23 protein-coding genes and 3 tRNA genes are annotated in these 25,289 nt (G+C 73.3%); 8 read left to right on the forward strand and 18 right to left on the reverse strand.

Annotation, left to right across the window (positions count from 1 at the left end):
• The first annotated feature begins 3 nt into the window (after nucleotides 1-3).
• Nucleotides 4-690, forward strand: a complete 687-nt coding sequence (locus tag JQN83_RS12365; protein ID WP_088646078.1) for an IclR family transcriptional regulator — start codon at nucleotides 4-6, stop codon at nucleotides 688-690.
• Nucleotides 691-975: 285 nt separating this feature from the next.
• Here JQN83_RS12365 and JQN83_RS12370 read toward each other — a convergent pair.
• The 4 genes from JQN83_RS12370 to JQN83_RS12385 all read right to left on the reverse strand — a co-directional run bounded on the left by JQN83_RS12370 (nucleotide 976) and on the right by JQN83_RS12385 (nucleotide 2,808).
• Nucleotides 976-1,051: transfer RNA gene (locus JQN83_RS12370), tRNA-Glu, on the reverse strand.
• Nucleotides 1,052-1,611: 560 nt separating this feature from the next.
• Nucleotides 1,612-1,684, reverse strand: a tRNA-Glu gene (locus JQN83_RS12375).
• Nucleotides 1,685-1,824: 140 nt separating this feature from the next.
• A tRNA-Gln gene (locus JQN83_RS12380) sits at nucleotides 1,825-1,896 on the reverse strand.
• A 108-nt stretch (nucleotides 1,897-2,004) separates the two neighbouring features.
• Entirely contained in the window at nucleotides 2,005-2,808 is an 804-nt protein-coding gene (locus JQN83_RS12385; RefSeq protein ID WP_208567257.1) for a fumarylacetoacetate hydrolase family protein, read from the reverse strand.
• Between the two features lie 155 nt (nucleotides 2,809-2,963).
• On the opposite strand from JQN83_RS12385, the gene JQN83_RS12390 reads away from it, so the two are divergent.
• Nucleotides 2,964-4,613 (forward strand): hypothetical protein, encoded by a 1,650-nt coding sequence (locus JQN83_RS12390; protein WP_208567258.1) that lies wholly within the window; start codon nucleotides 2,964-2,966, stop codon nucleotides 4,611-4,613.
• A gap of 71 nt (nucleotides 4,614-4,684) precedes the next feature.
• The gene (locus JQN83_RS12395) at nucleotides 4,685-5,569 is read left to right on the forward strand and encodes a 3-methyladenine DNA glycosylase (protein ID WP_208567259.1); all 885 of its coding nucleotides are present in this window, start codon (nucleotides 4,685-4,687) and stop codon (nucleotides 5,567-5,569) included.
• 153 nt (nucleotides 5,570-5,722) lie between these two features.
• Here the strand turns inward: JQN83_RS12395 and JQN83_RS33770 are convergent, their stop codons facing one another.
• From JQN83_RS33770 to JQN83_RS12435, 8 genes are all read right to left on the reverse strand, one after another.
• On the reverse strand, nucleotides 5,723-6,895 hold the full coding sequence (locus tag JQN83_RS33770) for a cellulose binding domain-containing protein (RefSeq protein ID WP_208567260.1): 1,173 nt from the start codon (nucleotides 6,893-6,895) through the stop codon (nucleotides 5,723-5,725).
• An 89-nt stretch (nucleotides 6,896-6,984) separates the two neighbouring features.
• Entirely contained in the window at nucleotides 6,985-7,383 is a 399-nt protein-coding gene (locus JQN83_RS12405) for a DUF4180 domain-containing protein (RefSeq protein WP_208567261.1), read from the reverse strand.
• Nucleotides 7,384-7,561: 178 nt separating this feature from the next.
• Nucleotides 7,562-7,987, reverse strand: a complete 426-nt coding sequence (arfB, locus tag JQN83_RS12410; RefSeq protein ID WP_208567262.1) for an alternative ribosome rescue aminoacyl-tRNA hydrolase ArfB — start codon at nucleotides 7,985-7,987, stop codon at nucleotides 7,562-7,564.
• A gap of 79 nt (nucleotides 7,988-8,066) precedes the next feature.
• Nucleotides 8,067-8,930, reverse strand: a complete 864-nt coding sequence (locus tag JQN83_RS12415) for a S1C family serine protease (RefSeq protein WP_208567263.1) — start codon at nucleotides 8,928-8,930, stop codon at nucleotides 8,067-8,069.
• A gap of 57 nt (nucleotides 8,931-8,987) precedes the next feature.
• On the reverse strand, nucleotides 8,988-9,947 hold the full coding sequence (locus JQN83_RS12420; protein WP_208567264.1) for a VWA domain-containing protein: 960 nt from the start codon (nucleotides 9,945-9,947) through the stop codon (nucleotides 8,988-8,990).
• The gene (locus tag JQN83_RS12425; protein ID WP_208567265.1) at nucleotides 9,944-10,945 is read right to left on the reverse strand and encodes a DUF58 domain-containing protein; all 1,002 of its coding nucleotides are present in this window, start codon (nucleotides 10,943-10,945) and stop codon (nucleotides 9,944-9,946) included. Before JQN83_RS12425 ends, JQN83_RS12420 begins: the two co-directional genes overlap by 4 nt.
• Nucleotides 10,942-11,991 carry an AAA family ATPase gene (locus JQN83_RS12430; RefSeq protein WP_208567266.1) on the reverse strand — a complete coding sequence of 350 codons (1,050 nt, stop codon included), beginning with the start codon at nucleotides 11,989-11,991 and terminating at the stop codon, nucleotides 10,942-10,944. Before JQN83_RS12430 ends, JQN83_RS12425 begins: the two co-directional genes overlap by 4 nt.
• A 233-nt stretch (nucleotides 11,992-12,224) precedes the next feature.
• Complete coding sequence (locus JQN83_RS12435; protein WP_208567267.1) at nucleotides 12,225-12,746, reverse strand: hypothetical protein; 522 nt, start codon at nucleotides 12,744-12,746, stop codon at nucleotides 12,225-12,227.
• 395 nt (nucleotides 12,747-13,141) lie between these two features.
• Between JQN83_RS12435 and JQN83_RS12440 the strand changes: the two genes are divergently transcribed.
• On the forward strand, nucleotides 13,142-14,077 hold the full coding sequence (locus JQN83_RS12440) for an endonuclease/exonuclease/phosphatase family protein (protein WP_244252346.1): 936 nt from the start codon (nucleotides 13,142-13,144) through the stop codon (nucleotides 14,075-14,077).
• Nucleotides 14,078-14,092: 15 nt separating this feature from the next.
• Here the strand turns inward: JQN83_RS12440 and cimA are convergent, their stop codons facing one another.
• Nucleotides 14,093-15,676, reverse strand: coding sequence for a citramalate synthase (cimA, locus tag JQN83_RS12445; RefSeq protein WP_208567269.1), 1,584 nt, complete (start codon nucleotides 15,674-15,676; stop codon nucleotides 14,093-14,095).
• Nucleotides 15,677-15,963: 287 nt separating this feature from the next.
• Here cimA and JQN83_RS12450 point away from each other — a divergent pair, with 287 nt between their 5' ends.
• Both JQN83_RS12450 and JQN83_RS12455 read left to right on the forward strand, forming a co-directional pair.
• On the forward strand, nucleotides 15,964-16,422 hold the full coding sequence (locus JQN83_RS12450) for a PRC-barrel domain-containing protein (RefSeq protein ID WP_208567270.1): 459 nt from the start codon (nucleotides 15,964-15,966) through the stop codon (nucleotides 16,420-16,422).
• 112 nt (nucleotides 16,423-16,534) lie between these two features.
• On the forward strand, nucleotides 16,535-17,290 hold the full coding sequence (locus JQN83_RS12455) for a tyrosine-protein phosphatase (protein ID WP_208567271.1): 756 nt from the start codon (nucleotides 16,535-16,537) through the stop codon (nucleotides 17,288-17,290).
• Between the two features lie 20 nt (nucleotides 17,291-17,310).
• Here JQN83_RS12455 and JQN83_RS12460 read toward each other — a convergent pair whose 3' ends face one another.
• Together JQN83_RS12460 and JQN83_RS12465 are read right to left on the reverse strand one after the other, a co-directional pair.
• Nucleotides 17,311-18,408, reverse strand: coding sequence for a branched-chain amino acid aminotransferase (locus JQN83_RS12460; RefSeq protein ID WP_208567272.1), 1,098 nt, complete (start codon nucleotides 18,406-18,408; stop codon nucleotides 17,311-17,313).
• 109 nt (nucleotides 18,409-18,517) lie between these two features.
• On the reverse strand, nucleotides 18,518-19,549 hold the full coding sequence (locus JQN83_RS12465; protein WP_208567273.1) for a 3-isopropylmalate dehydrogenase: 1,032 nt from the start codon (nucleotides 19,547-19,549) through the stop codon (nucleotides 18,518-18,520).
• A gap of 220 nt (nucleotides 19,550-19,769) precedes the next feature.
• Here JQN83_RS12465 and JQN83_RS12470 point away from each other — a divergent pair, with 220 nt between their 5' ends.
• Both JQN83_RS12470 and JQN83_RS12475 read left to right on the forward strand, forming a co-directional pair.
• Nucleotides 19,770-20,645, forward strand: coding sequence for an FAD:protein FMN transferase (locus JQN83_RS12470; protein ID WP_208567274.1), 876 nt, complete (start codon nucleotides 19,770-19,772; stop codon nucleotides 20,643-20,645).
• A 356-nt stretch (nucleotides 20,646-21,001) separates the two neighbouring features.
• A complete protein-coding gene (locus JQN83_RS12475; protein WP_208567275.1) occupies nucleotides 21,002-21,358 on the forward strand; it encodes a hypothetical protein in 357 nt (118 codons plus the stop codon).
• Between the two features lie 164 nt (nucleotides 21,359-21,522).
• Here JQN83_RS12475 and serA read toward each other — a convergent pair whose 3' ends face one another.
• From serA to ilvN, 3 genes are all read right to left on the reverse strand, one after another.
• Nucleotides 21,523-23,121: a phosphoglycerate dehydrogenase gene (gene serA / locus JQN83_RS12480; RefSeq protein WP_208567276.1), complete on the reverse strand. Its 1,599-nt coding sequence runs from the start codon at nucleotides 23,119-23,121 to the stop codon at nucleotides 21,523-21,525.
• A 554-nt stretch (nucleotides 23,122-23,675) separates the two neighbouring features.
• Nucleotides 23,676-24,689 (reverse strand): ketol-acid reductoisomerase, encoded by a 1,014-nt coding sequence (ilvC, locus tag JQN83_RS12485; protein ID WP_208567277.1) that lies wholly within the window; start codon nucleotides 24,687-24,689, stop codon nucleotides 23,676-23,678.
• Nucleotides 24,690-24,759: 70 nt separating this feature from the next.
• Nucleotides 24,760-25,275, reverse strand: coding sequence for an acetolactate synthase small subunit (gene ilvN, locus JQN83_RS12490; protein WP_208567278.1), 516 nt, complete (start codon nucleotides 25,273-25,275; stop codon nucleotides 24,760-24,762).
• Nucleotides 25,276-25,289 lie beyond the last annotated feature (14 nt).

Genomic DNA, 25,289 nt, shown 5'->3' on the forward strand with positions numbered 1-25,289 from the left:
AGTATGAGCGGTGTCGGCGTGCTCGACAAGGCGGTGGTCATCCTGGCCGCCTGTGTCGACGGCGCCAGCCTGGCCGAACTAGTCGAACGCACCAAGCTGCCCCGAGCCACCGCACACCGGCTGGCCCAGGCACTGGAGATCCACCGGATGCTGGTCCGGGACACCCAGGGACGATGGCGTCCCGGGCCCCGGCTCGGCGAGTTGGCCAACGCCGCCCCGGACGTCCTGCTGACCGCCGCCGAGCCACTCCTGGCCGCACTGCGCGACGCCACCGGGGAGAGCGCCCAACTCTACCTACGCCGGGCCGACGAACGGGTCTGCGTGGCCGCCGCCGAACGGGCCAGCGGCCTACGGGACACCGTCCCGGTCGGCTCGGTGCTGCCCATGACGGCCGGCTCCGCCGCGCAGATCCTGCTCGCCTGGGAGCCACCCGAGGCGGTCATGCCGCTGCTGCCCCGGTCCAAGTTCACCGGCCGCACCCTCGCCGAGGTACGCCGCCGGGGCTGGGCGCAGAGCGTCGCCGAACGGGAGGCCGGTGTGGCGAGCGTCTCCGCCCCCATCCGGGACCGCACCGGCCGGGTGATCGCCTCGATCAGCATCTCCGGCCCCATCGAACGCCTCGGCCGCCGCCCCGGCGAACGCCACGCCATGGCCGTCGTCCGCGCCGGCCAACGCCTCTCCGGCCTCTAACCCCCTCCCCCGCCCACCCTCCCCTCCCCCGCCCCACCCGCCCCGCCCGCCTCACCCACGTCCCGCCCGCCTCACCCGCCTCGGTGATCAAGAGGTTTGCGTCATTTTTAGAGATCAAAGTGACGCAAACCTCTTGATCAACTGACGTAAACCTCTTGATCACCGCAGCGAGACCGGCGGGAGCGGGAGGGCAAGGGAGATGGCCGGGAGCGGGGCCGGGGCGGGGAGCGGGACCGGGAGAGATGGCGATCGGCCCGCCTCGCGGGGCGAGACGGGCCGATCGTGTGGTAGCCCCGACCGGATTCGAACCGGCGCTACCGCCTTGAGAGGGCGGCGTCCTGGGCCACTAGACGACGGGGCCAGGCACTTTTCCTGCTTCACCACCCCGGGGGGCGGCGCGGGATTAGTCTAACGGCACCGACATCCGGCCCCCAAGACGGGGGTCGGGGCCCTGCGGTCGTGCGCCGACCGGGCCATCGCCGGCCAGCACCGGGGGACGTGGGCACCCCCAGGGGGCGGCCAGGCGTGTAGGCGCCCGGGGATGTGGGCGTCCCAGGGGCGAAGTAGCGGTATCTGGTGGCTGGGATGGCGCAACAGCGCCCCACGTGGGGTTCTACCCGGCCGGGAAGGCAAAACAGCCCGGGCGGACAGCCGGACATTCCGGCCGGGCGGCGGACAGGCGGGGCGGAGCGGCCGACCGACGAACAAATAGGGCAGGCAGGCGCGAAACGGTCAGGCGGCGGGACAGGCGAGGCAGGCGGACGCGGAACGACCGGCCGACAGACAAACGAGGCAGGCGGACGCGGAACGACCGCCGGCCGGCGGACAAGCGAGGCAGGCGGGCGGGCGGAACGACCGGGCGGAGCGCGTACGGATGCGAAGAAGCCCGCCCCAGCGAGGTGGGACGGGCTGTCAGCGTTGTAGCCCCGACCGGATTCGAACCGGCGCTACCGCCTTGAGAGGGCGGCGTCCTGGGCCACTAGACGACGGGGCCAGAACATAGCTTGTGCTTCCCTGCCCTGCCGGGCGGGGAAGCTGCACTCTATCAGAGATCAACTTGACTCCCGCGGCGGGAGCGGTGTCGATCACCGTCAGAATCCAGCGTCCGCGGATTCGGGTGAACCTGCGGTTGCGCTGGGGTACCAGGACTCGAACCTAGACTAACTGAACCAGAATCAGTTGGGCTGCCAATTACCCCATACCCCATTGGCCCCTTGTGGCGCCGGGAAGGAACTTTACCCTCCCCGCGCCAACAGGCCAAATCCAATCCCCCAAACCACCCTTGAGCTGCGGAAGCAGGGGGTGTCGTACGGCTCAGGCGACCGGGACCACCGAGTTGGTGAGTTCGCCGATCCCCTCGATCCGCACGGTGACCGTATCCCCGTCGGTGAGCGGACTAACCCCGGCCGGGGTGCCGGTCAGCACCACGTCGCCGGGCAGCAGCGTCATCACGTGCGAGATGTACGACACCAGCGCCGGCACGTCGAACACCATGTCCTTGGTCCGACCGAGCTGGCGTACCTCCATCTCGTCCGGGTTGCGCCCCACCTCGCAGCGGACCTCCAGGTCGGAGACGTCCAGGCCGGTGGTGATCCAGGGGCCGATGGGGCAGAACGAGTCGAAGCCCTTGGCCCGGGTCCACTGCGAGTCGGACCGCTGCAGATCCCGCGCGGTGACGTCGTTGGCGCAGGTGTAGCCGAAGATGGCCCGCTCGGCGGCGGCCCGGTCGGCCCGGCGGGCACCCGGCGCACCGATCACCACGGCCAGCTCCGCCTCGTGCTCGACGTGCTTGGAGAAGATCGGCAGCCGGATCGCGTCCCGGGGGCCGATCACCGAGGTGGACGGCTTGAGGAAGAGCAACGGCTCCTTCGGCACCTCGTTGCCGTGCTCGGCGGCGTGCTCGGCGTAGTTACGCCCGACACAGACCACCTTGCTCGGCAGGATCGGCGAGAGCAGCCGAACGTCGGAGAGCGCCCAGCGGGCGCCCGAGAACTGGATCTGCCCGAACGGGTGGCCGTCGATCTCGGCGATGGTCAGGCCCTGCGGCCCGGCCTCCGACTCGCCCTCGACGACCCCGAACGACATTCCCTTGGCATGAGCGAAACGAGCGATACGCACCCGGCCAATCTATCCCCCACGGCGGTGTCGCCCGTCGGCCACCGGGAAACGTCGGCGCAGCGTAGGCCATCGGTCGGCGCTGCGGGCGGGGTTCGGGGCTTCGTACCCGCCCGGAGGGTCCCCGCTCCTAACGTCGGCTCCGGAGGTTCGTTGGTATGCCTGCATCGAGACGACACCACAGGGCCCTCGCGGTTTTCGTGAACTGCCTGGGCATTCTCGCCGCCGTACCGGCGCTGCCCGGCACGGACCCCGCGCCCCGCGCGCCGGCGACGACCACCCCGGCCGCGGCCACCCAGGCGACGACCGGCACGCCCGTGGTCCGGGCACCGGCCGCCGAGCCCGCCACCGGGGCGGGACGTACCACGGCACCGGGCCGGGCACCGGCGGCAGACCCGGGCGGCGCGGCGGATCCGGGCGGCACGGCGGATCCGGGCAGCGCCCCGGCGGCACGCCGGGGTGGTGAATTCGACCCGGCGGTCGCCGCACCGGCCCGTCTCGCCGCCTGGGCCACGCCGGTGGCGGCGGCCCGGGAGACACCACCACCGGCGGTACGCCCTCGGGCCGCACCGGCCGCACCCGGGGTGGCGGCGAGCGGCGCGGTCGTGCCGGTCACCCCGACGGCACCCGCCCCGGGGATGACCACCGCCGGCAACCCGGGCGTACCCCGACCGGCTCCGCAGGTCACCGTGGCCGTGGCGCCAGCCGCGACGTCGGTGCCGGGCTACCGGATCATGGTGCGCAACACCGGCAGCGCGACGGTGCAGACCATGGTCCGGCAGGAGGTGCCGGCGGGTGCCTCGATCACCGCGGTCAGCGCGGGTGGGCTGGCCACCCGGCCGGGCGGGGCCACCGGCGGCGGGGAGGTCACCTGGCGGCTCGTCGTGCCGGCCGGGTCGACCCGGACCCTGGACACCGCCCTGGCCGCCACCGCGCCGGGTCAGGCGCTGACCGCACCGGCCTGCGCGTACACCAGCGACGGTGACCAGCCGTACGACTGCGCGACGGCCACCTGGCGCAGCGCAGCGGTCCCGGAGGCGGCGGTGCCCGCGACGCCGGCCTGGCGGCAACCGCCGATCCTGCTCGGGGCGGCCGTGGTGGTGCTGGCGCTGCTGGCCGGCGGTTCGTGGTGGTGGCTGCGGGCCCGACGACGGGTGAGCGGTGTCGAGCCGACCGGCACCGCGCCGGTAGCCGCGGGTCACCCCCCGTACGCCGGCGGGCCGGCGGCCCCGGGTGGCGGGACGGTGTACCCGCGCCCCGCCGCCCCGGGACAGCCCGCGCGACGACGTAACCCGTCGGTGTGGCTGGTGGTGGGGGTGGCCGCGACCGTGCTGGCCGGGGTGGTCTTCGCCGCCGCCTGGACGGCCACCCGGGAGGTCGCCGCGATCGACACCACCAATCAGCCGACCGCCGGGGCCTGGACGGGCACCACCATGACCGGCGCGGTGGGGACACCCCTGCGGGAGAAGGCGTTCGAGTTCACCGTCTACCGGGTGGCCTGCGGCACCGCGAAGGTGGCGAGCCAGCAGTGCCAGGCCACGGTCGGGGTCCGCAACGTCACAGCGGAGCAGCAGAGCTGGCACGGTCAGCTCCAGCGGGCGTACCTGCCGGGGGGCACCTGGGTCAGCACCGACGAGGACGCCACCCGGCTGGCGAACCTGGGGCGGGACGTCTTCGCCCAACCCGTGTCGGCGGGCAGCCGGGTGGTGCTGCCGCTCGTCTTCACCGTGCACGGGATGCAGAAGCCGGAGCAGTTGGAGCTGCGCAGCGGGGTGTTCTCCGCCGGTGTCCGGGTGGACGTGCCCTGACCCGGCGGGACACGCCGGACGGCAGCGACGTGCGCTGACCGGGGGCGGGCGGCGGTCGTACCCTGGTGGGTGTGACCGCCGCCCTCGCACCCGCCGCCCTCGACGCGGCCGACTGGCGGGCCCGGCGGGCGGCCCACGAGGCGCGGGTGGCCGGCTGGCTGGACCCGCACCTGGCCCGGCGTCGCACCGGCGGCCGGCACCCGGTGGAGGACTTCCTGTTCACCTACTACTCGCACCGCCCGGCGCAGCTGCGCCGCTGGCATCCGGGCGCGGGGGTGCTGCTGCGCGATGCGGACCCGGCCGAGTTCGGCCGGGACTACCGCGCCGGCCCCGCCGGGGTCACCCTCGACACCGACGGGGTACGCGACCGCCGCGCCGACTCGATCGCCTGGATCAGGGGTCTGCTGGCCGCGACCGCCGGCCGGCCGGCGCACCTGGGCTGCTTCGGGATGCACGAGTGGGCGATGGTCTACCGGCAGACCCAGGAGGAGGTACGGCACAACGCCTGGCCGTTGCGGCTCAGCCCGGACGACACCGCCGCCGTGGTGCGCGAGCGGGGCGTGCGGTGCAGCCACTTCGACGCGTTCCGGTTCTTCACCGCGCCGGCCCGGCCGCTGAACCTGCTCCAGCCCACCCGGGAGACCCAGCACGCGCTGGAGCAGCCGGGCTGCCTGCACGCCAACATGGATCTCTACAAGTGGGCGTACAAGCTTTCCCCGCTGGTCGCCTCGGAGCTGGTCGCGGACTGTTTCGCGCTGGCCCGGCAGATCCGGGCGCTGGACATGCGGGCCAGTCCCTACGACCTGGCGGCCCTCGGCTATCCCCCGGTCCGGGTGGAGACCCCCGAGGGTCGGGCCGAGTACGCGGCGGCGCAGCGGGGTTTCGCCGAGCGGGCCGCCGTGCTCCGCGCCCGACTGCTGGCCGCCCTGGACCTCGCCGGGGCTGTCCACAGCTGACCGTCCGACGCACGCCTCGACTGCCGGCTGCCCGCCCGTCTCCTGCGTGATCACGCTCGATCCACGAAGTAGTGGCCTCCGTCGTCCGGGAGGCCACTACTTCGTGGATTCAGCACGATCTTGCGGGTGTTCTTCGGCGAACGGGTGGACCGGTCAACTGGCGGTGCAGGTCGCCGTGGGGGCGGTGGCGGTGCCGGTGTGGGTGCCGAGGAACCCGAAGGTGGCCTCGGCTGCCGGGGCCAGCGCGCCGTTCCAGTTGACGTTGCGGGCGGTGACCGCGCTGCCGGTCTGGGTCAGCTCGGCGTTCCAGGTCTGGGTGATCTGTTGCCCGGCGGGCAGGGTGAAGGTGACCCGCCAGCCGGTGGTCCGCGCGGTGCCGGTGCTGCGCACGGTCACCTCACCCTGGTGCCCGCCCTGCCACTGGTTGGTGATCCGGTAGCTGGCGGTGCAGGCGATGCCCACCGGCGGCGAGGTGGTCGGCGGGTCCACCGTGGGTGACCCGGTGGGGCTGACCGTGGGGCTCGCCGTCGGGGTGGGCGAGGCCGTCGGGGTGGGCGGGGTGGTGGGGCTGACCGTCGGGGTGGGCGAGGCGGTCGGGGTGGTGCCGCCGAGGGCGGCCACCAGCGCCGGGTACCACCGGTCGGACATCTTCTGGTCGCCGGCCGCGTTGGGGTGCACCCCGTCGTAGGTGTCGGTGCTGGTGCTGAACCCGGTCCACTGGTCGACCACCACGATCGGCGACGCGGCGGTGGTCTTCCCCGCCGCCCAGCCGTCGATCACGGCGTTCAGGGCCACCGCCCGCTGCCCGCACTCGGCGCAGCTCGACGGGGCCATCGGGATGATCTTGGCGACGATGATCCGCATCGCCGGGTTGCCGGCCCGCATCTGGTCCACCAGCTTGGAGTACGCGGCCAGGATGGTGGCCGGTGCGATGTTGCTCCACACGTCGTTGGTGCCGAAGTGCATCAGCACGACGTCGGGGCGGGTGGCGGCGAGCCAGCCGGGCAGCAGGTTCTGGTTGGCGACGTTCGTCACCAGGTAACCGCCGTGGCCCTCGTTGTCCCCGTCGTACGGCTGGCCGCAGCCCTGCGGGCCGAGGGTGCCGACGAAGTCGACGTCGGTGTGACCGGTGGACTGGAGACGGTTCCAGAGGATGGACCGCCAGCAGCCGGGCGAGCCGGTGATCGAGTCGCCGAGCGGCATGACGCGGACCGGGGTGGCGGCGGCGGGCCGGGCCGCCGGGGTGGCGACCAGCCCGACGAGCAGGGTGAGGGGGACCGCCGTGAACGCGGCGAGCAGGGCGGAGAGGAACGGCCTTCGGAGCATGGTGAGGGGACTCCTGTCACGTGACGACGTGCGGTCGGTGACGGCCCGGTTTGCTCCCACGGACATCCCAGCAGACCGGGTGCCCCGACTCAACGCCCTCCCGCATCCTGGCGAAGCGCTTCGACGCGCAGCCGCTCCTCCAGCGCGGCCAGGGTGTCGACGAACCACAGCTGGCCACCCCGGTTGGCCTCGACGACGAAGTCACGCAGCGCGGTGCTCCGTGTGACGTGCCCGGAGATGTCACCGACCACGGCCAGCCGCAGCCGGTAGTTGACGAACTTCTGCACCACCTCGCCCGCCACCCCGGTGCGCAGCGTGAAGAACTCGACGGCGAGCCGGCGTACCGGCAGCACCACCAGGTCGACCCCGTGGCCCAGGGCCGCGCCGATCACGTCGGTGGCGTCGTCGCCGCCGCAGATCCTCGGCCCGTCGGCGGCGCCGGCGAGCGCGGTGGTGCCGGCGAGGGTGACCAGGGTGTCGGTGGACATGCCCGCCAGCCTAGGCAGCGCCGGGCCACACCGGCCCGGGTTTCGCCGTGCACGGCCGGCCCGGGTTCGCGCGAGGCCACACCGGCCGAGGATCTCGCGGTGCACGGCCGGCCCGGGTTCGCGCAGGGCCGCGCCGACCACGGGTTGCGCGGTGCACGGCCGGTTCCGGTGGGGCGGCTCAGTCGCCGTCGGCGCGGCGGTCCCGCTTGCGCTGCGACTGGCGTTTCTTGTCGGCGAGACGGCGTTCCTTGGCGCCCCGCGAGGGCCGGGTCGGACGGCGGGGCGGCGGAGGTGGGGCGACGGCCTCGCGCAGCAGCGCGACCAGCCGTTCCCGGGCCGCCTCCCGGTTGGCCAGTTGCGCCCGGTGCTCGCTCGCGGCGATGGTGAGCACCCCGTCGACCAGCCGGCCGGCGAGCCGCTCCAGCGCCCGTTCCCGCAGCACCGGGGGCAGGCTGGTGGTGCCGGCCAGGTCGAAGCTCAGCTCGACCCGGGAGTCGGTGGTGTTGACGCCCTGCCCGCCGGGCCCGGACGAGCGGGAGAACCGTTCCCGCAGCTCGGCGGCGGGCACGGTCCACCGATCGGTCACCCGCAGTCCGTCGTCCACCCCGCGAGGCTAACGCCCCCGCCCGACGCCGTGCGGCGCGGTCACCGGGGGCGCGGTCCGCCGGACCCGCACGGGAGGCTCAGCCGCCCTTGCCGATGATCGTGTCGGCGGTCTGCTGCACCTGGTCGATGGGGATGGCGAAGCCGATGCCGATCGAGCCGCTGCCGTCGATGGTGGCGATCGCCGTGTTCACCCCGACCACCTCGCCCCGGGCGTTGACCAACGGGCCACCGGAGTTGCCCGGGTTGATCGACGCGTCGGTCTGCACCGCGCTGCGCCGGTTGGTGCCCAGCCGTACCTGCCGGTTGAGGGCGCTGACGATCCCGGCGGTCACCGTGCCGGCCAGGCCGAGCGGCGACCCGACCGCGAGCACCGGCTCACCGACGCGGGTGGACCGGGGCTTGGCCAGGGGCAACGGGGCCAAGCCGGCGGCCGACGGCACCTTCAGCACCGCCAGGTCGCTGCCGGGTTCCCGGCCGACCACCTCTGCGGCGTACCGGCGGCCGTCGGGCATCTCCACGGTCACCGCACCACCACCCCCCTTGGCCAGGATGTGGTCGTTGGTGACGATGTGCTGCTCGTTGTCGATGGCGAAGCCGGAACCGGTCGCCGACTGCCCGGTGGCACCCCCGCCGACCAGCACGGACACCACCCCGGGGACGGTCTTCTGGGCGGCGGAGACCAGTTCCGCCGGCACCGGGGCGGCGGAGGCCGCCGTCGGGCCCGCCCCGCCCTGGCCGGCCACCCAACCGCCGGCCGCCGCCCCGGAGACGGTGGACAGGGCGACCACCGCCACGGCGGTCCACAACCGGCCACGCCAGCGCCGCCGGGACGGGTCCTCCCCCGGATCCGGTACGTCCCACCGGTGCCGGCCGTCCGGCCCCAGGTCGGGTGAGAGGAACCAGGGACCCCGGGGTTCCCCCAGACCGGTCTGTACTGCCATACGTCCGCTCCTCACTGTTGTGACGGATCAGGGGCAGGTGGGCCCGCGTCGTCCCCCTCAGGGCAGGCGGGAGAACCAGCGCATCGACCCGGCCGCCGCCCCCATGGCGAAGACCAGCCCGAGCCCGATGAACCGGGCGGAGATGTCCTGACGTTCCTTGCGGTAGCCGACGGACGAGCCGATGTCCTCGTAGACGTCGCGCAGTTCGGCGCTGCTGCCCGCCTCGTGGAACCCGCCCCCGGTCTGGTCGGCGACCTCCCGCAGGGTCTGCCCGTCGACCGGCACCTGGATCGGGCGGCCACCCCGGTCGACGAACCCGCCCGGGGTGCCGAACGAGATGGTGTGCACCGGCACCTTCGCCTCGACGGCCGCCGAGGCCGCCTCCATCGGGTCCGCGCCGGAGGTGTTCGCCCCGTCGGAGAGCAGGATGACCCGGGCCGGCGGCGGTTGCTTGGCCGCCTTGTCGTCGAGGCTCTTGACCGCGCCGAGACAGGCGCTGATCGCCTCGCCGATGGCGGTGCCCTGCACCCCGGTGATCCCCTCGGCGAGCCGGTCGATCCCGTCGTGCAGGGCGCCCCGGTCGGTGCTCGGCGGCACCAGCACCGCCGCGCTGCCGGCGAAGGCGACAAGTCCCACGTTGAACTCGTCGGGCAGCCCGTCGACGAAGGTCCGGGCGGCCTCCTTGGCGGCGGTCAACCGGTCCGGTTCGACGTCGGTGGCGAGCATCGACGTGGACACGTCCACGGCGACCATCACGGTGGCCCGCTCGCGGGGCACCCGTACCTCGGCGGTGGGCCGGGCGAAGCCGACCACCAGCAGCGCCAGCATGGCCAGGAACAGCCCGGCGGGCACGTGCCGTCGCCAGGCGGGCCGCTGCGGGGCGACCCGGTCGAGCAGTCGCAGGTTGGTGAAGCGGACGGCGTACCGGCTGCGTCGGCGCTGCGCCAACAGGTAGCCGGCGGCCAGCGCGACCACCCCCAGCAGCAGCAGGAGCCGGACGGGTGACTGCCAGTTCACGCGAGACCTCCCCGGGAGGCGGCGGGCGCGGCCGCCAGCCGACGCTGGGTGTGCACGTGCCGCACGATGTCGGCGGTCCAGTCCCGGTCGGTGCGCAACGCCAGGTGACCGGCTCCGCTGCGGCGCAGTGCGCGGGCCACCTGGGCGCGTTGCGCGGTGGCGGCGTCGGCGTACCGGCGGCGTAGCCCCGGGTCACCGGTCCACACCTCGCGCCGCCGGCCGGTCTCCGGGTCGACCAGGGTGATCAGGCCGACGTCGGGCAGTTCCAGTTCGCGCGGGTCGGTCACCTCGACCGCGAGCACCTGGTGCCGGGCGGCGAGCCGGCGCAGCGCCGGTTCCCAGGGTGCCGGGGTGTCGTGGTCGTCGGGGAGCCCGTCGAGGAAGTCGGAGACCACCACCACCAGCCCCCGCCGTACGGCGGTCCGTTGCACCGCCGCGAGGGCCGCGGCCAGGTCGGGGCCGACCGGCGGGGTGGCCGGTGGCTCGGCGTCCGCCCGGGGGGCGTGCAGCAGCGCACGGAGCAGGCTCAGCAGGTGGGTACGCCCACTGCGGGCGGGGAACCGGCGCAGCCCGTCGGTGCCGAGCACCTGTGCGCCGAGCCGGTTGCCGGTGCCGGCGGTGAGGAACCCGATTGCGGCGACGGCCGCCACGGAGAGTTCCCGTTTGTCCAGCTCGGCGGTGCCGTACTCCATGCTGGGGCTGGCGTCGACCAGCAGCCAGGTGGTCAACTCCCGGTCGGCGTCGACCTCGCGGACGTGCGGGACGGTGGTGCGGGCGGTGACCGCCCAGTCGATCCGGCGTACCTCGTCCTCGCCGGGGCGGTACTCGCGGCTGCCGGCGAGTTCGCTGCCGGGGCCGGGCAGCAGGCCACGCAGCTGGCCCTGGAGCAGCCCGTCCAGCCGGCGGGTGACGGTCAGTTCGAGGCGGCGCAGCCGCTGTTCGGGGGCGAGGTCGGCCAGGGTCGGGCCGGCGGGTGCCGGGGCGGTCCGGGGTCTCACGCCGCCGCCAGGTCGGGCGTGTACTCGGGGTGGCCGGTGGCGAGCACCGGCGGCGGCACCGCCTGGACCAGCCGGTGCACCACCGCCTCGGCGCTGACCCCGTCGGCGACCGCGTCGAAGGAGAGCACCAGCCGGTGGGCGAGCACGTCGACGGCGAGTTCGCGGACGTCCTCGGGGAGCACGTACTCGCGGCCCCGCAGCAGCGCCTGGGCGCGGGCGGCGGCGACCAGGCCGAGGGTGGCCCGGGGGCTCGCCCCGTACGCCAGCAGCGGGGCGATCTCCGGCAGCCCGAAGCGGGCCGGGTCGCGGGTGGCCAGGATCAGCCGGACCACGTACTCGGCGAGCGCGTGGTGCACGAAGACGTGGGCGGCCCGGCGCTGGTAGTCGCGCAACCGGACCGGGTCGAGCACCCGACGGGGGCGGGGCCGGTCGCTGCTCATCCGGTAGAGGATGGCCAGCTCGTCGGCGTCGCCCGGGTAGTCGACGACGATCTTCATGAGGAAGCGGTCGCGTTGTGCCTCGGGGAGCTGGTAGACCCCCTCGGACTCGATCGGGTTCTGGGTGGCCAGCACCAGGAACGGCTCCGGCACCGGCCAGCTCCGGCCGCCGATGGTGACCTGCCGTTCGGCCATCGCCTCCAGCAGCGCGGACTGCACCTTGGCCGGGGCCCGGTTGATCTCGTCGGCGAGCACCAGGTTGGCCATGATCGGGCCCAGCTCGACGTCGAACTTCTCGGTCGAGGCGCGGTAGATCCGGGTGCCGACGATGTCGGAGGGGACCAGGTCGGGGGTGAACTGGATGCGGGTGAAGGTGCCGCCGACGACGGTGGCGAGGGTCTGCGCGGCCAGCGTCTTCGCCACCCCGGGCACCCCTTCCAGGAGGCAGTGCCCGTCGGCGATCAGCGCGGTGAGCAGTCGTTCGACGAGCCGGTCCTGCCCGACGATCACGCGTCTGACCTCGAAGAGGGTCTGTTCCAACTCGGCGCCTGCCGCATCGGCTTCGACCGGGCTGGGCAGGCTGGCCAGGGTGTCCGAGATGTCCGTCACGGTGCTTGCTTCCCGGGGCGGCGGGCAGGCAAACGTCGGAATTTCCGCCCCTGGCAGGCCCTTTCCCGGCCGGACCGGGACGACCCGCCCGTAGGGGCGGCAACACCGTGGGACGGCAGGACCGGTACGTCAGGTGCCGCGCGTCGACCCCCGCCCGGCGGCGGGAAACCTGCTCCACAACGGACGGTGCCGGCCCCCGGGCTGGGGGCCGGCACCGTCGACGCGGCTGCGCGTCAGTTGGCGACGAACAGGTGGAACGGCTTGCTCGACACCGAACCGCCGGAGCTGTACGTCTGGATGAAGACGCCGTTCGGGGTCTGGTTGCGGGGCGCGACCGAGATCTCGCCGGCCGGCGGCACGTTGAACTGGTCGTTGGTGCCGATGGTGGCCTGGAACGCCTTCCCGACCACGCTGTAGTCGAGCAGCACCTGGTACTGGCCGGTGCCGTACTTGGTCGACGACACGACGTTCGCCGAGTGCTGGAGCAGGGTGCCGTCGCTGGCGACGACGGCCCAGGCGACCGAACCCGCAGCCGGCGGGGCGAGCGAAACCTTCAGCGCGGCGCGGGCCTGCTTGGCTTCGGCTGCCGTCACCGGCGGCTGACCGGTGGCACCGGCCAGCCGGGCCCCCGGCTGAGCCACCTCGGCCGGGGCCTTGGTCGTGGGCTGGGCGGCGGCGATCCCGCCGCCGGCCAGGGTGAGCGCCAGGACGCCGAGCGTCACCGCCGCCGCCTTACGCCTGAAGAATGTGGCCATGACAGGTCTCCCTCTTGTGACCGTGGCGATACGGCCGGCCCACCGTTCGGAGAGCCGGATGGGTCTGGTGCGGACGGGCCGGAAATGACGCGGACAGTAGAGTTCCATCCGCGTCGGAAATGTTGACCGATCAACACTCCCGACCGGCCTGAGCTGGGATTACTACGCTCTGTTGCGGCACCTCAACGAGGAGGAACCTAACACCGACAAAAGCGGAGCGTCAATAGCGGACCAATCCGTTTTGCCATCTCGAAAACGATGTTGAAAATTGCGAAAGATGAACTCTCGACCATTCACGAATGGATGCCGGGGCGCTGCGGACGGCGTCGGTCACTAGGCTGACCGCCGTGCTCACGAGCCTGACGCCGCCCACCACCCGTCGCCCCGCAGCCACCCTGCTCTGCTGGCTGGCGGTGGCCCCCGGCCTCGCCTGGGCGGTGGTCCGCCTCGCCGGGCTGGACCGGGGCCCGCTGGTGCAGGCGCTCGCGTTCACCCCGTACGTGGCGGGGTGGAGCCTGCTGGTGTTGACGCTGACCCTCGCCCTGCGACGCCGGTGGCCGGCGGTGGCCGCGGCGGTGGCGGCACTGGCCCTGGTCGGGGCGGTGGCACCCCGCGCCCTGCCCACCGGGCAGCCGACGGTCGACGGGCCCGAGCTGCGGCTACTCACCGCCAACCTGCTCAAGGGCGGTGCCGACGCGGCCACCCTGGTCGAGCTGGTCCGCCGGCACCGGGTGGACGTGCTCACCGTGCAGGAGTTCACCCCGGCGGCGCGCGACGCCCTCGACCGGGCCGGCCTCGCCGGCCTGCTCCCCCACCGCCAGCTCAACCCGGAGGTGGGCACCACCGGCTCCGGGCTCTACGCCCGTTTCCCGCTCTCCGACGGCGGCTTCCGCCGCAACGCCGGCTTCGCGTTCACCCAGGCGTACGCGACGGTGGCGGTGCCGGACGCACCCCCGCTGCGGGTGGAGTCGGCCCACCCGGCGGCACCCTGGTCGGTCGGGGTGGTCGGCGAGTGGCGCACCGACCTGGCCGGCCAGCCGCGCGCCACCCCCGACGGTCAGCTCGGCATCCTCGCCGGGGACTTCAACGCCACCCTCGACCACGCCCCGCTGCGCGCCCTGCTGGCCAGCGGCTACGTGGACGCCGCCGACGCCGTCGGGGCCGGCCTGGTGGGCACCTGGGGCCCGTACCACGGCACCCCGATCCCGCCGGTGACCATCGACCACGTCCTGGTCGACCGCCGGATCGCCGTCCGCGCGGTCACCGTCCACCGGGTGCCCGCCACCGACCACCGTGCCGTGCTGGCCACCCTGCGGCTGCCCACCCGCTGAGGCCGGGGCGGCGGATCAGACCCGGGCCCGGTCCAGGCCGTAGGTGAGGGCGTCGACCAGGGCGTGCCAGGAGGCTTCGACCACGTTGGGGTGCACACCGACGGTGGTCCAGTCGCGGCCGGTCCCGTCGGCGGTCTCCACCAGCACCCGGGTCACCGCCCCGGTGCCGTGGGTGCCCTCCAGGATGCGCACCTTGTAGTCGGCCAGCTCGAAGTGGCGCAGCTCCGGGTAGTACCGCAGCAGTCCGACCCGCAGCGCCTCGTCGAGGGCGTTGACCGGTCCGTTGCCCTCGGCGGTGGCGATCACCCGCTCACCGCGTACCCGGATCTTCACGGTCGCCTCGGAGACCACCGCACCGTCCTCCCGGTGCTCCACCAGCACCCGGTACGACTCCAGCGCGAACGGTCGCACCGGGGCGGCGTCCGGCAGCTCGGAACGGACCAGCAGCTCGAACGACGCGTCGGCGGCCTCGAACGACCAGCCGCCCGCCTCCAGCTCCTTGACCCGGGTGGTCACCTTCGACACGGCGTCCGGATGGCCGGCCAGGTCAAGACCCAGCTCGCGGCTCTTCAGCTCGATGCTGGCCCGGCCGGCCATCTCGGTCACCAGGATCCGCATGTCGTTGCCCACCACCGACGGGTCCACGTGGTTGTAGAGCAACGGGTCGACCTTGATCGCGCTCGCGTGCAGCCCCGCCTTGTGGGCGAAGGCGGCGGCCCCGGCGTACGCCTGGTGGGTGTCGGGGGCGATGTTGGCGATCTCGGCGATGGCGTGCGAGACCCGCACCATCTGTTCCAGGCAGCCGTCGGGTAGGACGGGCAGCCCGAGCTTGAGCTGGAGGTTCGCCACGACGGCGAAGAGGTCGGCGTTGCCGGGGCGTTCGCCGTACCCGTTGGCGGTGCCCTGCACGTGCCGGACCCCGGCCTCGACGGCCGCGATGGTGTTGGCCACCGCGCAGGCGGTGTCGTTCTGGGCGTGCATGCCGAACAGCTCTGGGGCGATCCCGGTCCGCGCGGTCAGGTCGGCGATCGCGGCGGTCACCCGGGACGGGAGCATCCCCCCGTTGGTGTCGCAGAGCACGAACCGCTCGGCCCCGGCGGCGAGCGCGGTCTCGACCACCGAGGCGGTGTACGCCGGGTCGTGCCGGAACCCGTCGAAGAAGTGCTCACCGTCGACGAAGACCCGTCGTCCCTGCGCGACCAGGTGGGCGACCGTGTCCCGGACCATCGCCAGGTTCTCCGCGCCGGTGGTGCGCAGGGCGCGTTCGACGTGCCGGATGTCGGCCTTGGCGACCAGGGCGACGGCCGGGGTCTGCGCGTCGAGCAGCGCGCGCACCTGCGGGTCGTCGGCGACGGCGATCCCGGCCTTGCGGGTGGCCCCGAACGCGACCAGCAGGGCGTGCCGCAGGTCCAGCTCGGTGCGGGCGCGGCGGAAGAACTCGGTGTCCTTCGGCACGGCGCCCGGCCATCCGCCCTCGATGAAACCGACGCCGAACTCGTCGAGCAGCCGGGCCACCGCCAGCTTGTCGATCACCGAGTAGCTGAGCCCCTCGCGCTGGGCGCCGTCGCGCAGCGTGGTGTCGTAGACCTGGAACGTCATCGCGAGTCCCTTTCTTCGGACCGTCGAACCTTGCGGGGGGCAACAAAAAGACCCCCCGCGGATGCGGGAGGTCTGCGCGCTCGGCGGAGGGGAGGCCGGCGCGCTAGCTGCCAATAATGCGGGCGGAGCTGGTCACGGTGGCCACTCTGCCACTCCCACCCGAATCTGGGAGACAGAATCCACATCCCGGGACGGGATGTGTGGGACGTCTCCCCTCGGGTACCTCAGATGCGGACACGAAGCGCTTTTCTCCGATAACGACTACGACAGTCGAGGCAGGAGTTCCGATGGACAGGCTCGATCCGCACACCGCCCACGGCACCACGGACCCGATGGTCGACGACGGTCAGGGCGCGATCGCCGGCGGCGCCCCCGGTGGGGCGTTCAACCCGTGGAGCTACCGCGACGAGGCCGGGGTCGCCGACGCCGACCTGGTCGGCTACAAGGTCGAGGCGACCGACGGCGGCATCGGCAAGATCGACGAGGCGAGTCACGAGGTCGGCGGCAGTTACCTGGTCGTCGACACCGGGCCGTGGATCTTCGGCAAGAAGGTGATGCTCCCCGCCGGCACCATCAACCAGGTCGACCACGACGACCGCAAGGTCCACGTCGACCGCACCAGGGACCAGATCAAGGCCGCCCCCGAGTACGACGAGACCAGCCACAGCGACCCGGCCTACCGGGACAAGCTGGGCGGCTACTACGACGACACCTACGGCAACCTCCCCCCGGGCACCGCCCGGTAGGCGACAGGCGGGCGGTCCGACGCACCGGCAGACCTCGGACACCAGACCCGTCGATCGACGACGACGGCCGACGGGGCGGCATCCACGCCCCGCCGGCCGTTACCGTGTCCGGGTGAACCCCACCGAGGACAGCCGCCGTATCCCGTTCTCCGCGATGTTCAACTTCCGCGACGTCGGCGGCTATCCCGGCCACGACGCCCGGACCGTCCGCTGGGGGCGGCTCTACCGGTCGGACTCCCCACACCGCATCGACGGCACCGACCGGGAGGCGTTCAGCGCCCTCGGCATCCGCACCGTGATCGACCTGCGCCGCCCGACCGAGGTGGACCGGGACGGCCGGGTGCCCGACCTGGACGGCCTGGCCTACCGGCACATCCACCCCGAACACGCCGACTGGGCGCTGACCCGCCACGAGCCGGAGTCCAGCCTGGCCCGCTACCTCGCCGACCGCTACGCCGACCTCGCCGAGACCGGCACCGCCGGGCTGGCCGAAGCCGTCGGCCTGATCGCCGACAGCACCAACGCCCCCGTCCTGGTGCACTGTGTGGCGGGCAAGGACCGCACCGGCATCGTCTGCGCGCTGACCCTGGCGGTGCTCGGCGTCGACGACGACCGCATCGCCGAGGACTACGCGCTGAGCAGCGAGGCGTCCCAGCGGTTCAGCGCCTGGCTGGCGGCGTCCATGCCGGAGGCCGAAGCACCGCCCGCGCCCTTCCTGGGCTCCCCCGCCGAAGCGATGTCGCTCTTCCTCGTCGAGCTGCGCCGACGGCACGGCTCGGTCGAGGACTACCTGCGCCACGCCGGCGTCACCGACGCCCAGCTCGCCGCCCTGCGCGACCACCTGCTGGAGCCGCCCACGCCGCAGTGACCCCCTCGGGGGGCCGCCGGTCAGCTCAGGTGCGTCACCCAGCCGTGCGGGTCGGGGGCTTCCCCGCGCTGGACCGCCACCAACTGCTCCCGCAGCGCCGAGGTGGACCGGCCCGGCTCACCGCCGCCGATCACGAACTCGCCGCCGGGGTGCCGCACCCGCGCGACCGGGGTGATCACCGCGGCGGTGCCGCAGGCGAAGACCTCACGCAGCCGGCCGCTCTCGGCGTCGGCCTGCCACTCGTCGAAGCTCACCCGGCGTTCGACGACCCGGTGCCCGGAGGCGGCGGCCAGGTCGAGCAGCGCGTCCCGGGTGATGCCCGGCAGGATCGTGCCGGTCAACGGCGGGGTGACCAGGGTGTTGTCGTCGTAGACGAAGAAGACGTTCATGCCGCCGAGTTCCTCGACGTAGCGGCGCTCCACCGCGTCCAGGAAGACCACCTGGTCGCACCCGGCCTCGATCGCCTCCGCCTGGGCGGACAGCGACGCGGCGTAGTTGCCGCCGCACTTGGCCGCGCCGGTGCCACCGGGGGCCGCCCGGGTGTAGTCCGGGGAGACCCAGAGGGTGACCGGCTTGACCCCACCGGCGAAGTACCCGCCGGCCGGCGAGGCGATGACGCAGTAGAGGTACTCGTTGGCCGGGCGGACACCGAGGAATGCCTCGCTGGCGAACATGAACGGCCGCAGGTAGAGGCTGGTGTCGGCGCCCTCGGGGATCCAGTCCCGGTCGATCTCGACCAGCTTGCGCAGCGACTCGACGAACAGCTCCGCCGGCAGCTCCGGCATGGCCAGCCGCCGGGCGGAGGCGATGAACCGGGCCGCGTTGGCCTCCGGCCGGAACATGGTGATCGAGCCGTCAGCCGTCCGGTAGGCCTTCAGCCCCTCGAAGATCTCCTGCGCGTAGTGCAGGACGGCGGTGGCCGGATCCATCGGGATCGGCGCGCGGGCCTCGACCCGGGGGTCGTACCAGCCCTTGCCGTCGGCGTACCGGATGGTGACCATGTGGTCGGTGAAGACCCGACCGAAGCCGGGGTCGACCAGCAGGGCGGCCCGTTCGGCGGCGGATACCGGCGCGGGATTCGGACGGATCTCGAAATCGAGCATGTCACCACCGCTCATCGCGCTGACCTCCCTGCGGGTTGACGGCACGCGGGGACCACGCACCGAGCTGCTGTCCAGAAACCTACCCCGAACGGTCGTTCAGTGGATAGGGCCGCTACCGGCGGGATCAGGCCACCGCGTGCGCGGCGAGCCGGTCCCCCACCTCGTCGGTCCGCAACGCCACACCCGGGGTCCGGCCGGCCAGCTCGGCGGCGACCGCGCCGGTCACCCGGGCGGCGGCGTCGGCGTGACCCAACTGGTCGAGCAGAAGCGCGGCGGAGAGCACGGCGGCCACCGGGTCGGCGACCCCCTTGCCGGCGATGTCCGGCGCCGAGCCGTGCACCGGCTCGAACATCGACGGGTACGCCCCGGTGGGGTTGATGCAGCCACTGGCCGCCAGGCCGATCCCCCCGGTGACCGCGGCGGCGATGTCGGTGAGGATGTCGCCGAACAGGTTGTCGGTGACCACCACGTCGTAGCGCTGGGGCTGGGTGACCAGGAACATGGCGGCGGCGTCGACGTGCTGGTACTCGGTGGCGACGTCGGGGTGCTCGGCGGCGACGGCCGCGAACGCCCGCGCCCACAGCGAGCCGGCGTGGGTCAGCACATTGGTCTTGTGCACCAGGGTGACCTTGCGCCGCTCCCGGCGGGCGGCGCGGGCGAAGGCGTCCCGGATGACCCGTTCCACCCCGTGTCGGGTGTTCAGGCTCTCCTCCGTGGCCACCTCGGCCGGGGTGTCCCGGTGCAGGCTGCCGCCGGCACCGGCGTAGAGGCCCTCGGTGCCCTCCCGGACGACGACCAGGTCGACCTCACCCGGCTTGACGTTGACCAGCGGGCCGGGCACGCCGGGCCAGAGCCGGGACGGGCGCAGGTTGACGTACTGGTCGAAGGCGAAGCGGAGCTTCAGCAGCAGGCCGCGCTCCAGCACGCCCGGCGGCACGGTGGGGTCGCCCACCGCGCCGAGCAGGATGGCGTCGTGGCCGGCCAGCTCGGTCAGCACCGAGTCGGGCAGCACCTCGCCCGTGCGGTGGTAGCGCGCCGCGCCGAGGTCGTACTGCGTCGCCTCGACCCCGGGGAGCACGGCGTCGAGGACCTTGAGGGCCTGCGCGACCACCTCGGGTCCGATCCCGTCCCCGGCCACCACCGCGATCCGTGCCACCTGCCGCTCCTCACCTCGTCCGCTGGGGTGAACGGTACGTCCCCGTCCCGGTTCCCGGTACGAGCCTTCCATTATCTGGGAGGACGAAATGCTCAGCAGGCTCCCAGCCAGCATTCATGGTGCGGTCATCTCCACTGCCTAGGGTCGGTGCAGGACGGGTCGTGGGGCCCGGGACGGACCGGTCGCGACGTCGCGGCACCGTCGGTGAAGGAGCAGTGTGATGCGGACCGAGCAGCAGCGGGGGCCAGGCCGACTGGACGAGCAACCGCGCACCCGCTGGGTGGACCAGGCGACATTCTCCCGCCGCCGCCCCGACCTGCGCCTGGGCACCCGCAGCCACCGCCTCGACCGGGCCGGTGAAGCGTCCGGCGGCCGGATCACCGTGCAGCACGCCGTCCGGACCGGCACCGCCGAATACTCGCTCCTGCTCAACGCCCCCGAGGACCTGGGCCGGCGGGTGGTCGGTGACGCGCTGCGCGACGCCGTCGCCGAGCTACGGGCCATCGACCTCACCTACGGGCCGAACCGGCCGGAGAGCCTGGTCTCCCGGCTGCGGCGCGGCGAGATCAGCCCCGAGTCGTACCCGCCGCTGACCGACCTGGTGGACCGCTGCGCGGCCATGCGGGCCGCCACCGACGGCTGGTTCGACGCCTGGGCCGTGCCCGGCGGCTTCGACCCCGGCGGCCTGCTCAACGGTTGGGCGGTGGAGCGGGCCGCGGCCCGGTTGCGCGCCGCCGGCATCACCGACTACGCGGTGCTCTCCGGCGCCGACCTGACGGTACGCGGCCACGCCGCGCACGGCGGCCCGTGGCGGGTGGCGGTGCACCACCCGACCGACGGTCGACGGGCCCCGCTGGTGCTGGAGATGACGGCCGGCGCGGTGGGCACCTCCGGGGTGACCGGCCGGCAGGGGCACGTCGTCGACCCGCACACCGGTGAGTCGGCCCGGCAGCTGGTCGCCGCGACCGTCGTCGGGCCGGACCTCGCCGTCGCCGACGCCTACGCGACCGCGTTGTACGCGGCCGGGCCGGTGGGGCTGGCATGGTTCCGCACCGACTCGGCATATCAGGCTCTCTTCGCCCACCGGCGCCGCTGAGCGGTGCCGCGGCGCGTCGGCCGACCTGTGGAGGGGGTCCACGGGGTGGCGCGGTCGACGGGCCGGCGATCGGCCCCCACGGTCTCGGCAACGACCGTGGGGGCCGGTCAGCGACGAGTGCGCGTGGCTCGCGCATTCGAGGGGTGCAGGCCGGCCGGACGGACGTTCGGCCTCGTCACCCGAAGACGGGTCGACGTCCGACGCTGCCGGTGACCGCTCCGATACGCTAGCGAATCGACGCAACTCGACGCAAGAGTCTCCACAGCGGACCGTGTCCTCCGGACACTCGAACCACCTGCGGGAATCACGGCGGGTCAGTGTCGCCCGCAGGAGCGCGTGATGGCACGCTGTCCGCCGTGAGTTTCGATCTGAGCGTGTGGGCCCTCCACGACGGGGCCACGCCCGAGGACGTCCGGGCGGCGGTGCGGCGGTGCCACGAGGGGCAGCACGGCGAGCGGTATCCGGACCCCCGGGTGGTGGGCTTCTACCGGGCCCTCACCGCGTCCTACCCCGACCGGCCCGCCCACCAGGGCACCCCGTGGGAGGTCTCGCCGTTGCACGCGGCGTCCGACCATGTGGCGTTGCACCTCGTCCCGACCTGCGACGACCAGGTGCTGCTCGACATCGAGCGGTTGGCCGGCGAGTACGACCTGATGCTCTTCGACCCGCAGGACGGCTCGGTCTACCCGCCACCCTCCCGCGTCACCCGCTGACCCGACCCGCACGAACCGGGTGTGTGTCGCGTGGTCGGCGAACGCCCGCTCCTGCCGCGACCCGGCGCACCCGCACCGGCTCGGTCCCGCGTGGCAGTCCGTCGGGTGTGGACGGCGCAGGGCCCGGCCGGGTGGCCGGGCCCTGCGCCTGCGTGCGGGTGCGACTACTCGTCGCGCAGGTCCGCCGCGCTGGCGGCGGTCGCGCCGATCGAGTCGGCCGCGGAGGTGAGCAGGTCCGCGCCGAGCGCCTGGTCGACGGTGAGGGTCATCAGGGTCTCACCGCCGGCCTCCCGGCGGGCCACCTGCATCGCGGCGATGTTGATGCCGGCCTCACCGAGCAGCGTGCCGACGGTGCCGACCACGCCCGGCCGGTCGGCGTAGCGCAGGAAGAGCAGGATGCCCTCGGCGCCGATCTCCACGTCGAACCCGTCGACCTCGGTCAGCTTGAGGACGTCCCGGGCACCGGCGTGGGCGACCGTGCCGGAGACGCTGACCGTACGGCCGTCGGGCAGCGCACCCCGGATGGTGACCAGGTTCGGGTGGTCCGCCGTCTCGGCCTGGGTGACCAGGGCCACCTCGACGCCCCGCTCGGCGGCCAGGTGCGGCGCGTTGACGTAGGTGACCTGCTCCTCGACGACCGAGCTGAACAGCCCCTTGGTGGCGGCGAGCTTGAGCACCGACACGTCGTGGTTGACGATCTCGCCGCGCACCTCGACGGTGACGCTGGCGGCCACCCCGCCGGCCACGGCGGTGAACGCCCGGCCCAGCTTCTCGGCCAGCGGCAGCAGCGGCCGGACGTCCTCGGCGACGACGCCACCGGCCTGCACGTTCACCGCGTCAGGCACGAACTCGCCCTGCAACGCCAGCTTGACGCTCTTGGCCACGGCCAGGCCGGCCTTGTCCTGCGCCTCGTGGGTGGACGCGCCCAGGTGCGGGGTGGCCACCACGTTGTCGAAGGCGAACAGCGGGGACGAGGTGCACGGCTCCTTGGCGTACACGTCGACGCCGGCGCCGGCGACCCGGCCCTCGGCGATCGCGTCGGCCAGCGCCTGCTCGTCGACCAGCCCGCCCCGGGCGGCGTTGACGATCCGGACGCCCGGCTTGACGATCGCCAGCTCCTTCTCGCCGATCAGGCCGACCGTCTCCGGGGTCTTGGGCAGGTGGATCGAGATGAAGTCGGCCTCCCGCAGCAGCTCCTCCAGCCCCACCAGGCGGACGCCGAGCTGGGCGGCGCGGGCCGGCTGGATGTAGGGGTCGTACGCGATCAGCCGGGTGCCGAAGGCGGCGATGCGGGACGCGAAGAGCACGCCGATGCGGCCGAGGCCGACCACGCCGACGGTCTTGCCCTGCAACTCGACGCCGGTGTACTTCGACCGCTTCCACTCGCCGGCCTTGAGCGCGGCGCTGGCGCTGGCGGTGTTACGCGCGACGGCGAGCAGCAACGCGACGGCCTGCTCGGCGGCGGAGACGATGTTGGAGGTGGGAGCGTTGACGACCATGACGCCCCGCGCGGTGGCGGCCGGAACCTCGACGTTGTCCAGCCCGACGCCGGCCCGGGCGACCACCTTCAGACGCGGCGCGGCGGAGATCGCCTCGGCGTCGATCTGCGTGGCACTGCGCACGATCACCGCGTCGGCCTCGGCCAGCGCGGAGAGCAGGGCCGGGCGGTCGGTGCCGTCGACGTGGCGCACGTCGAAGTCGTGCGCGAGCACCTCGATGGCGGCGGGGGCGAGTTCTTCGGCGATCAGTACGACAGGATTCATCGGTCCTCGTAGACGTCGTATTTTAGGTCGGCCGGGGCGACCGGGCGCCGCGATGCGCCCTGCGCCGATCCGTGCCATGGCCGTCAGGTGCCGGTCACGCACCTCACCAAGGATCGTAGGGGGCACCCCGGTCGGCATGTCCCGGTCTGCGGGGTGAGGGCCCTCACACAGCGTTGTCGCACGCCTGTCATCCCCCGTTCATCCGGCCCGGGAGCGCGGCGGGTGGGCCGATCGGGGCCGATGAGGCATCGATCACCCCGTCCCGCCTGGTGAACCGGCCAGCGCGGACCGCGACGGCGACCGCCGGGACGGGTGACGCCTCGGCGGGGACCGGCGGTGGCAGCGGACCGGCCCCGGCAGCTGAGGAACGTGCCCACGCAGAAAGCGGTATGACTGGCAGGCATATTTATGCCTTCCAGTCATACCGCTTCACGTCACCAGTTCGACCGGTCCGCGACACGCCCGGCGGGAGCCGGAGGCCCGGTCGGGGCCGACGACCCGGGCGGCGCTCAGCGCGACGGACGGGTCAGACGGCGCTCAGCGCGACGGACGGGTCAGGCGGTCTCGGTGAGCGGGCGGTCCACCCAGCTCATCATCGAACGCAGCTTCTGCCCGGTCTCCTCGATCGGGTGCGCCGCGCCCTCGGCACGCCACTTGGCGAAGTTCGGCCGGCCGGCCTCGTCCTCGGCCACCCACTCGCGGGCGAACTCGCCGGACTGGATCTCGCCGAGGATCTTGCGCATCTCCTCCTTGACCCGGGAGTCGACGACGCGCGGGCCCCGGGAGAGGTCGCCGTACTCGGCGGTGTCGGAGATGCTGTAGCGCATCCGGGCGATGCCGCCCTCGTACATGAGGTCGACGATGAGCTTCAGCTCGTGCAGGCACTCGAAGTAGGCCACCTCGGGGGCGTAGCCGGCCTCGGTGAGCACCTCGAAACCGGTCTGCACCAGGGCCGCCGCGCCGCCGCAGAGGACCGCCTGCTCGCCGAAGAGGTCGGTCTCGGTCTCCTCGGTGAAGGTGGTCTTGATGGCGCCGGCCCGGGTGCCGCCGATGCCCTTGGCGTACGCCAGGGCGAGCGGGAAGGCGTTGCCGCTGGCGTCCTGCTCCACGGCGACCAGGCAGGGCACGCCCTTGCCGTCGACGTACTGGCGGCGGACCAGGTGGCCGGGGCCCTTCGGGGCGACCATCGCCACGTCCACGTCGGCCGGCGGGGTGATCAGGCCGTAGCGGATGTTGAAGCCGTGACCGAAGAAGATGGCCTTGCCGGGGGCGAGGTTGGGCGCGATCGACTCGGCGTAGATGGTCCGCTGGGCGGTGTCCGGCGCCAGAATCATGATCACGTCGGCCTCGGCCGACGCCTCGGCCGGGGTGAGCACCCGCAGGCCCTGCTCCTCGGCCTTGGGCCGGCTCTTGGAGCCCGCCGGCAGGCCGATCACCACGTCGACACCGGAGTCGCGCAGCGACAACGCGTGGGCGTGGCCCTGGCTGCCATACCCGATCACGGCGACCTTGCGGCCCTGGATCAGGCCCAGGTCGGCGTCGTCGTCGTAGTACACCTCAACGCTCATTGACTTCCCTTTCGTACGGCGGTCTCGTCGGACCGTCGTGGACTGTGTGCGGTGGCGGGTGGGCGCGCGGTCAGGCCGCGCGCAACGAGGGGCCGGCGGTGATCGACCGCGAGCCGCGCCCGATCGCCACCGTGCCCGACTGGACCATCTCCTTGATCCCGAACGGCTCCAGGTCGCGCAGCAGCGCGTCGAGCTTGTCGGGGGTGCCGGTGGCCTCGACGGTGAGGGTGTCCGGTGCCACGTCGACCACCCGGGCCCGGAACAGGGCGACCGTCTCCAGCACCTGCGCGCGGGCCGCGCGGTCCGCGCGCACCTTGACCAGCAGCAACTCCCGGGCCACCGAGACCTGCGGGTCCAACTCGACGATCTTGAGTACGTTGACCAGCTTGTTGAGCTGCTTGGTGACCTGCTCCAGCGGCGACGAGTCGGCGTTGACCACGATGGTGATCCGGGAGACGTCGGGGTTCTCGGTCTCCCCGACGGCCAGGCTGTCGATGTTGAACCCGCGCCGGGAGAACAGGCCGGAGACCCGGGCCAGGACACCGGGCTTGTTCTCCACCAGCACGGACAGGGTGTGCAGGGTCATGCCGCCGTCTCGCT

It is taken from the genome of Micromonospora antibiotica, from assembly GCF_017599305.1.
Lineage (GTDB): Bacteria > Actinomycetota > Actinomycetes > Mycobacteriales > Micromonosporaceae > Micromonospora > Micromonospora antibiotica.

Bases quoted from the DNA above. Each gene is read 5' to 3' on its own strand.
- JQN83_RS12365 (WP_088646078.1), top strand. From the start codon at position 4: ATGAGCGGTGTCGGCGTGCTCGACAAGGCGGTGGTCATCCTGGCCGCC.
- JQN83_RS12390 (WP_208567258.1), top strand. From the start codon at position 2,964: ATGCCTGCATCGAGACGACACCACAGGGCCCTCGCGGTTTTCGTGAAC.
- JQN83_RS33770 (WP_208567260.1), bottom strand. From the start codon at position 6,895: ATGCTCCGAAGGCCGTTCCTCTCCGCCCTGCTCGCCGCGTTCACGGCG.
- JQN83_RS12405 (WP_208567261.1), bottom strand. From the start codon at position 7,383: ATGTCCACCGACACCCTGGTCACCCTCGCCGGCACCACCGCGCTCGCC.
- JQN83_RS12415 (WP_208567263.1), bottom strand. From the start codon at position 8,930: ATGGCAGTACAGACCGGTCTGGGGGAACCCCGGGGTCCCTGGTTCCTC.
- JQN83_RS12435 (WP_208567267.1), bottom strand. From the start codon at position 12,746: ATGGCCACATTCTTCAGGCGTAAGGCGGCGGCGGTGACGCTCGGCGTC.
- cimA (WP_208567269.1), bottom strand. From the start codon at position 15,676: ATGACGTTCCAGGTCTACGACACCACGCTGCGCGACGGCGCCCAGCGC.
- JQN83_RS12450 (WP_208567270.1), top strand. From the start codon at position 15,964: ATGGACAGGCTCGATCCGCACACCGCCCACGGCACCACGGACCCGATG.
- JQN83_RS12460 (WP_208567272.1), bottom strand. From the start codon at position 18,408: ATGAGCGGTGGTGACATGCTCGATTTCGAGATCCGTCCGAATCCCGCG.
- JQN83_RS12470 (WP_208567274.1), top strand. From the start codon at position 19,770: ATGCGGACCGAGCAGCAGCGGGGGCCAGGCCGACTGGACGAGCAACCG.
- serA (WP_208567276.1), bottom strand. From the start codon at position 23,121: ATGAATCCTGTCGTACTGATCGCCGAAGAACTCGCCCCCGCCGCCATC.
- ilvC (WP_208567277.1), bottom strand. From the start codon at position 24,689: ATGAGCGTTGAGGTGTACTACGACGACGACGCCGACCTGGGCCTGATC.
- ilvN (WP_208567278.1), bottom strand. From the start codon at position 25,275: ATGACCCTGCACACCCTGTCCGTGCTGGTGGAGAACAAGCCCGGTGTC.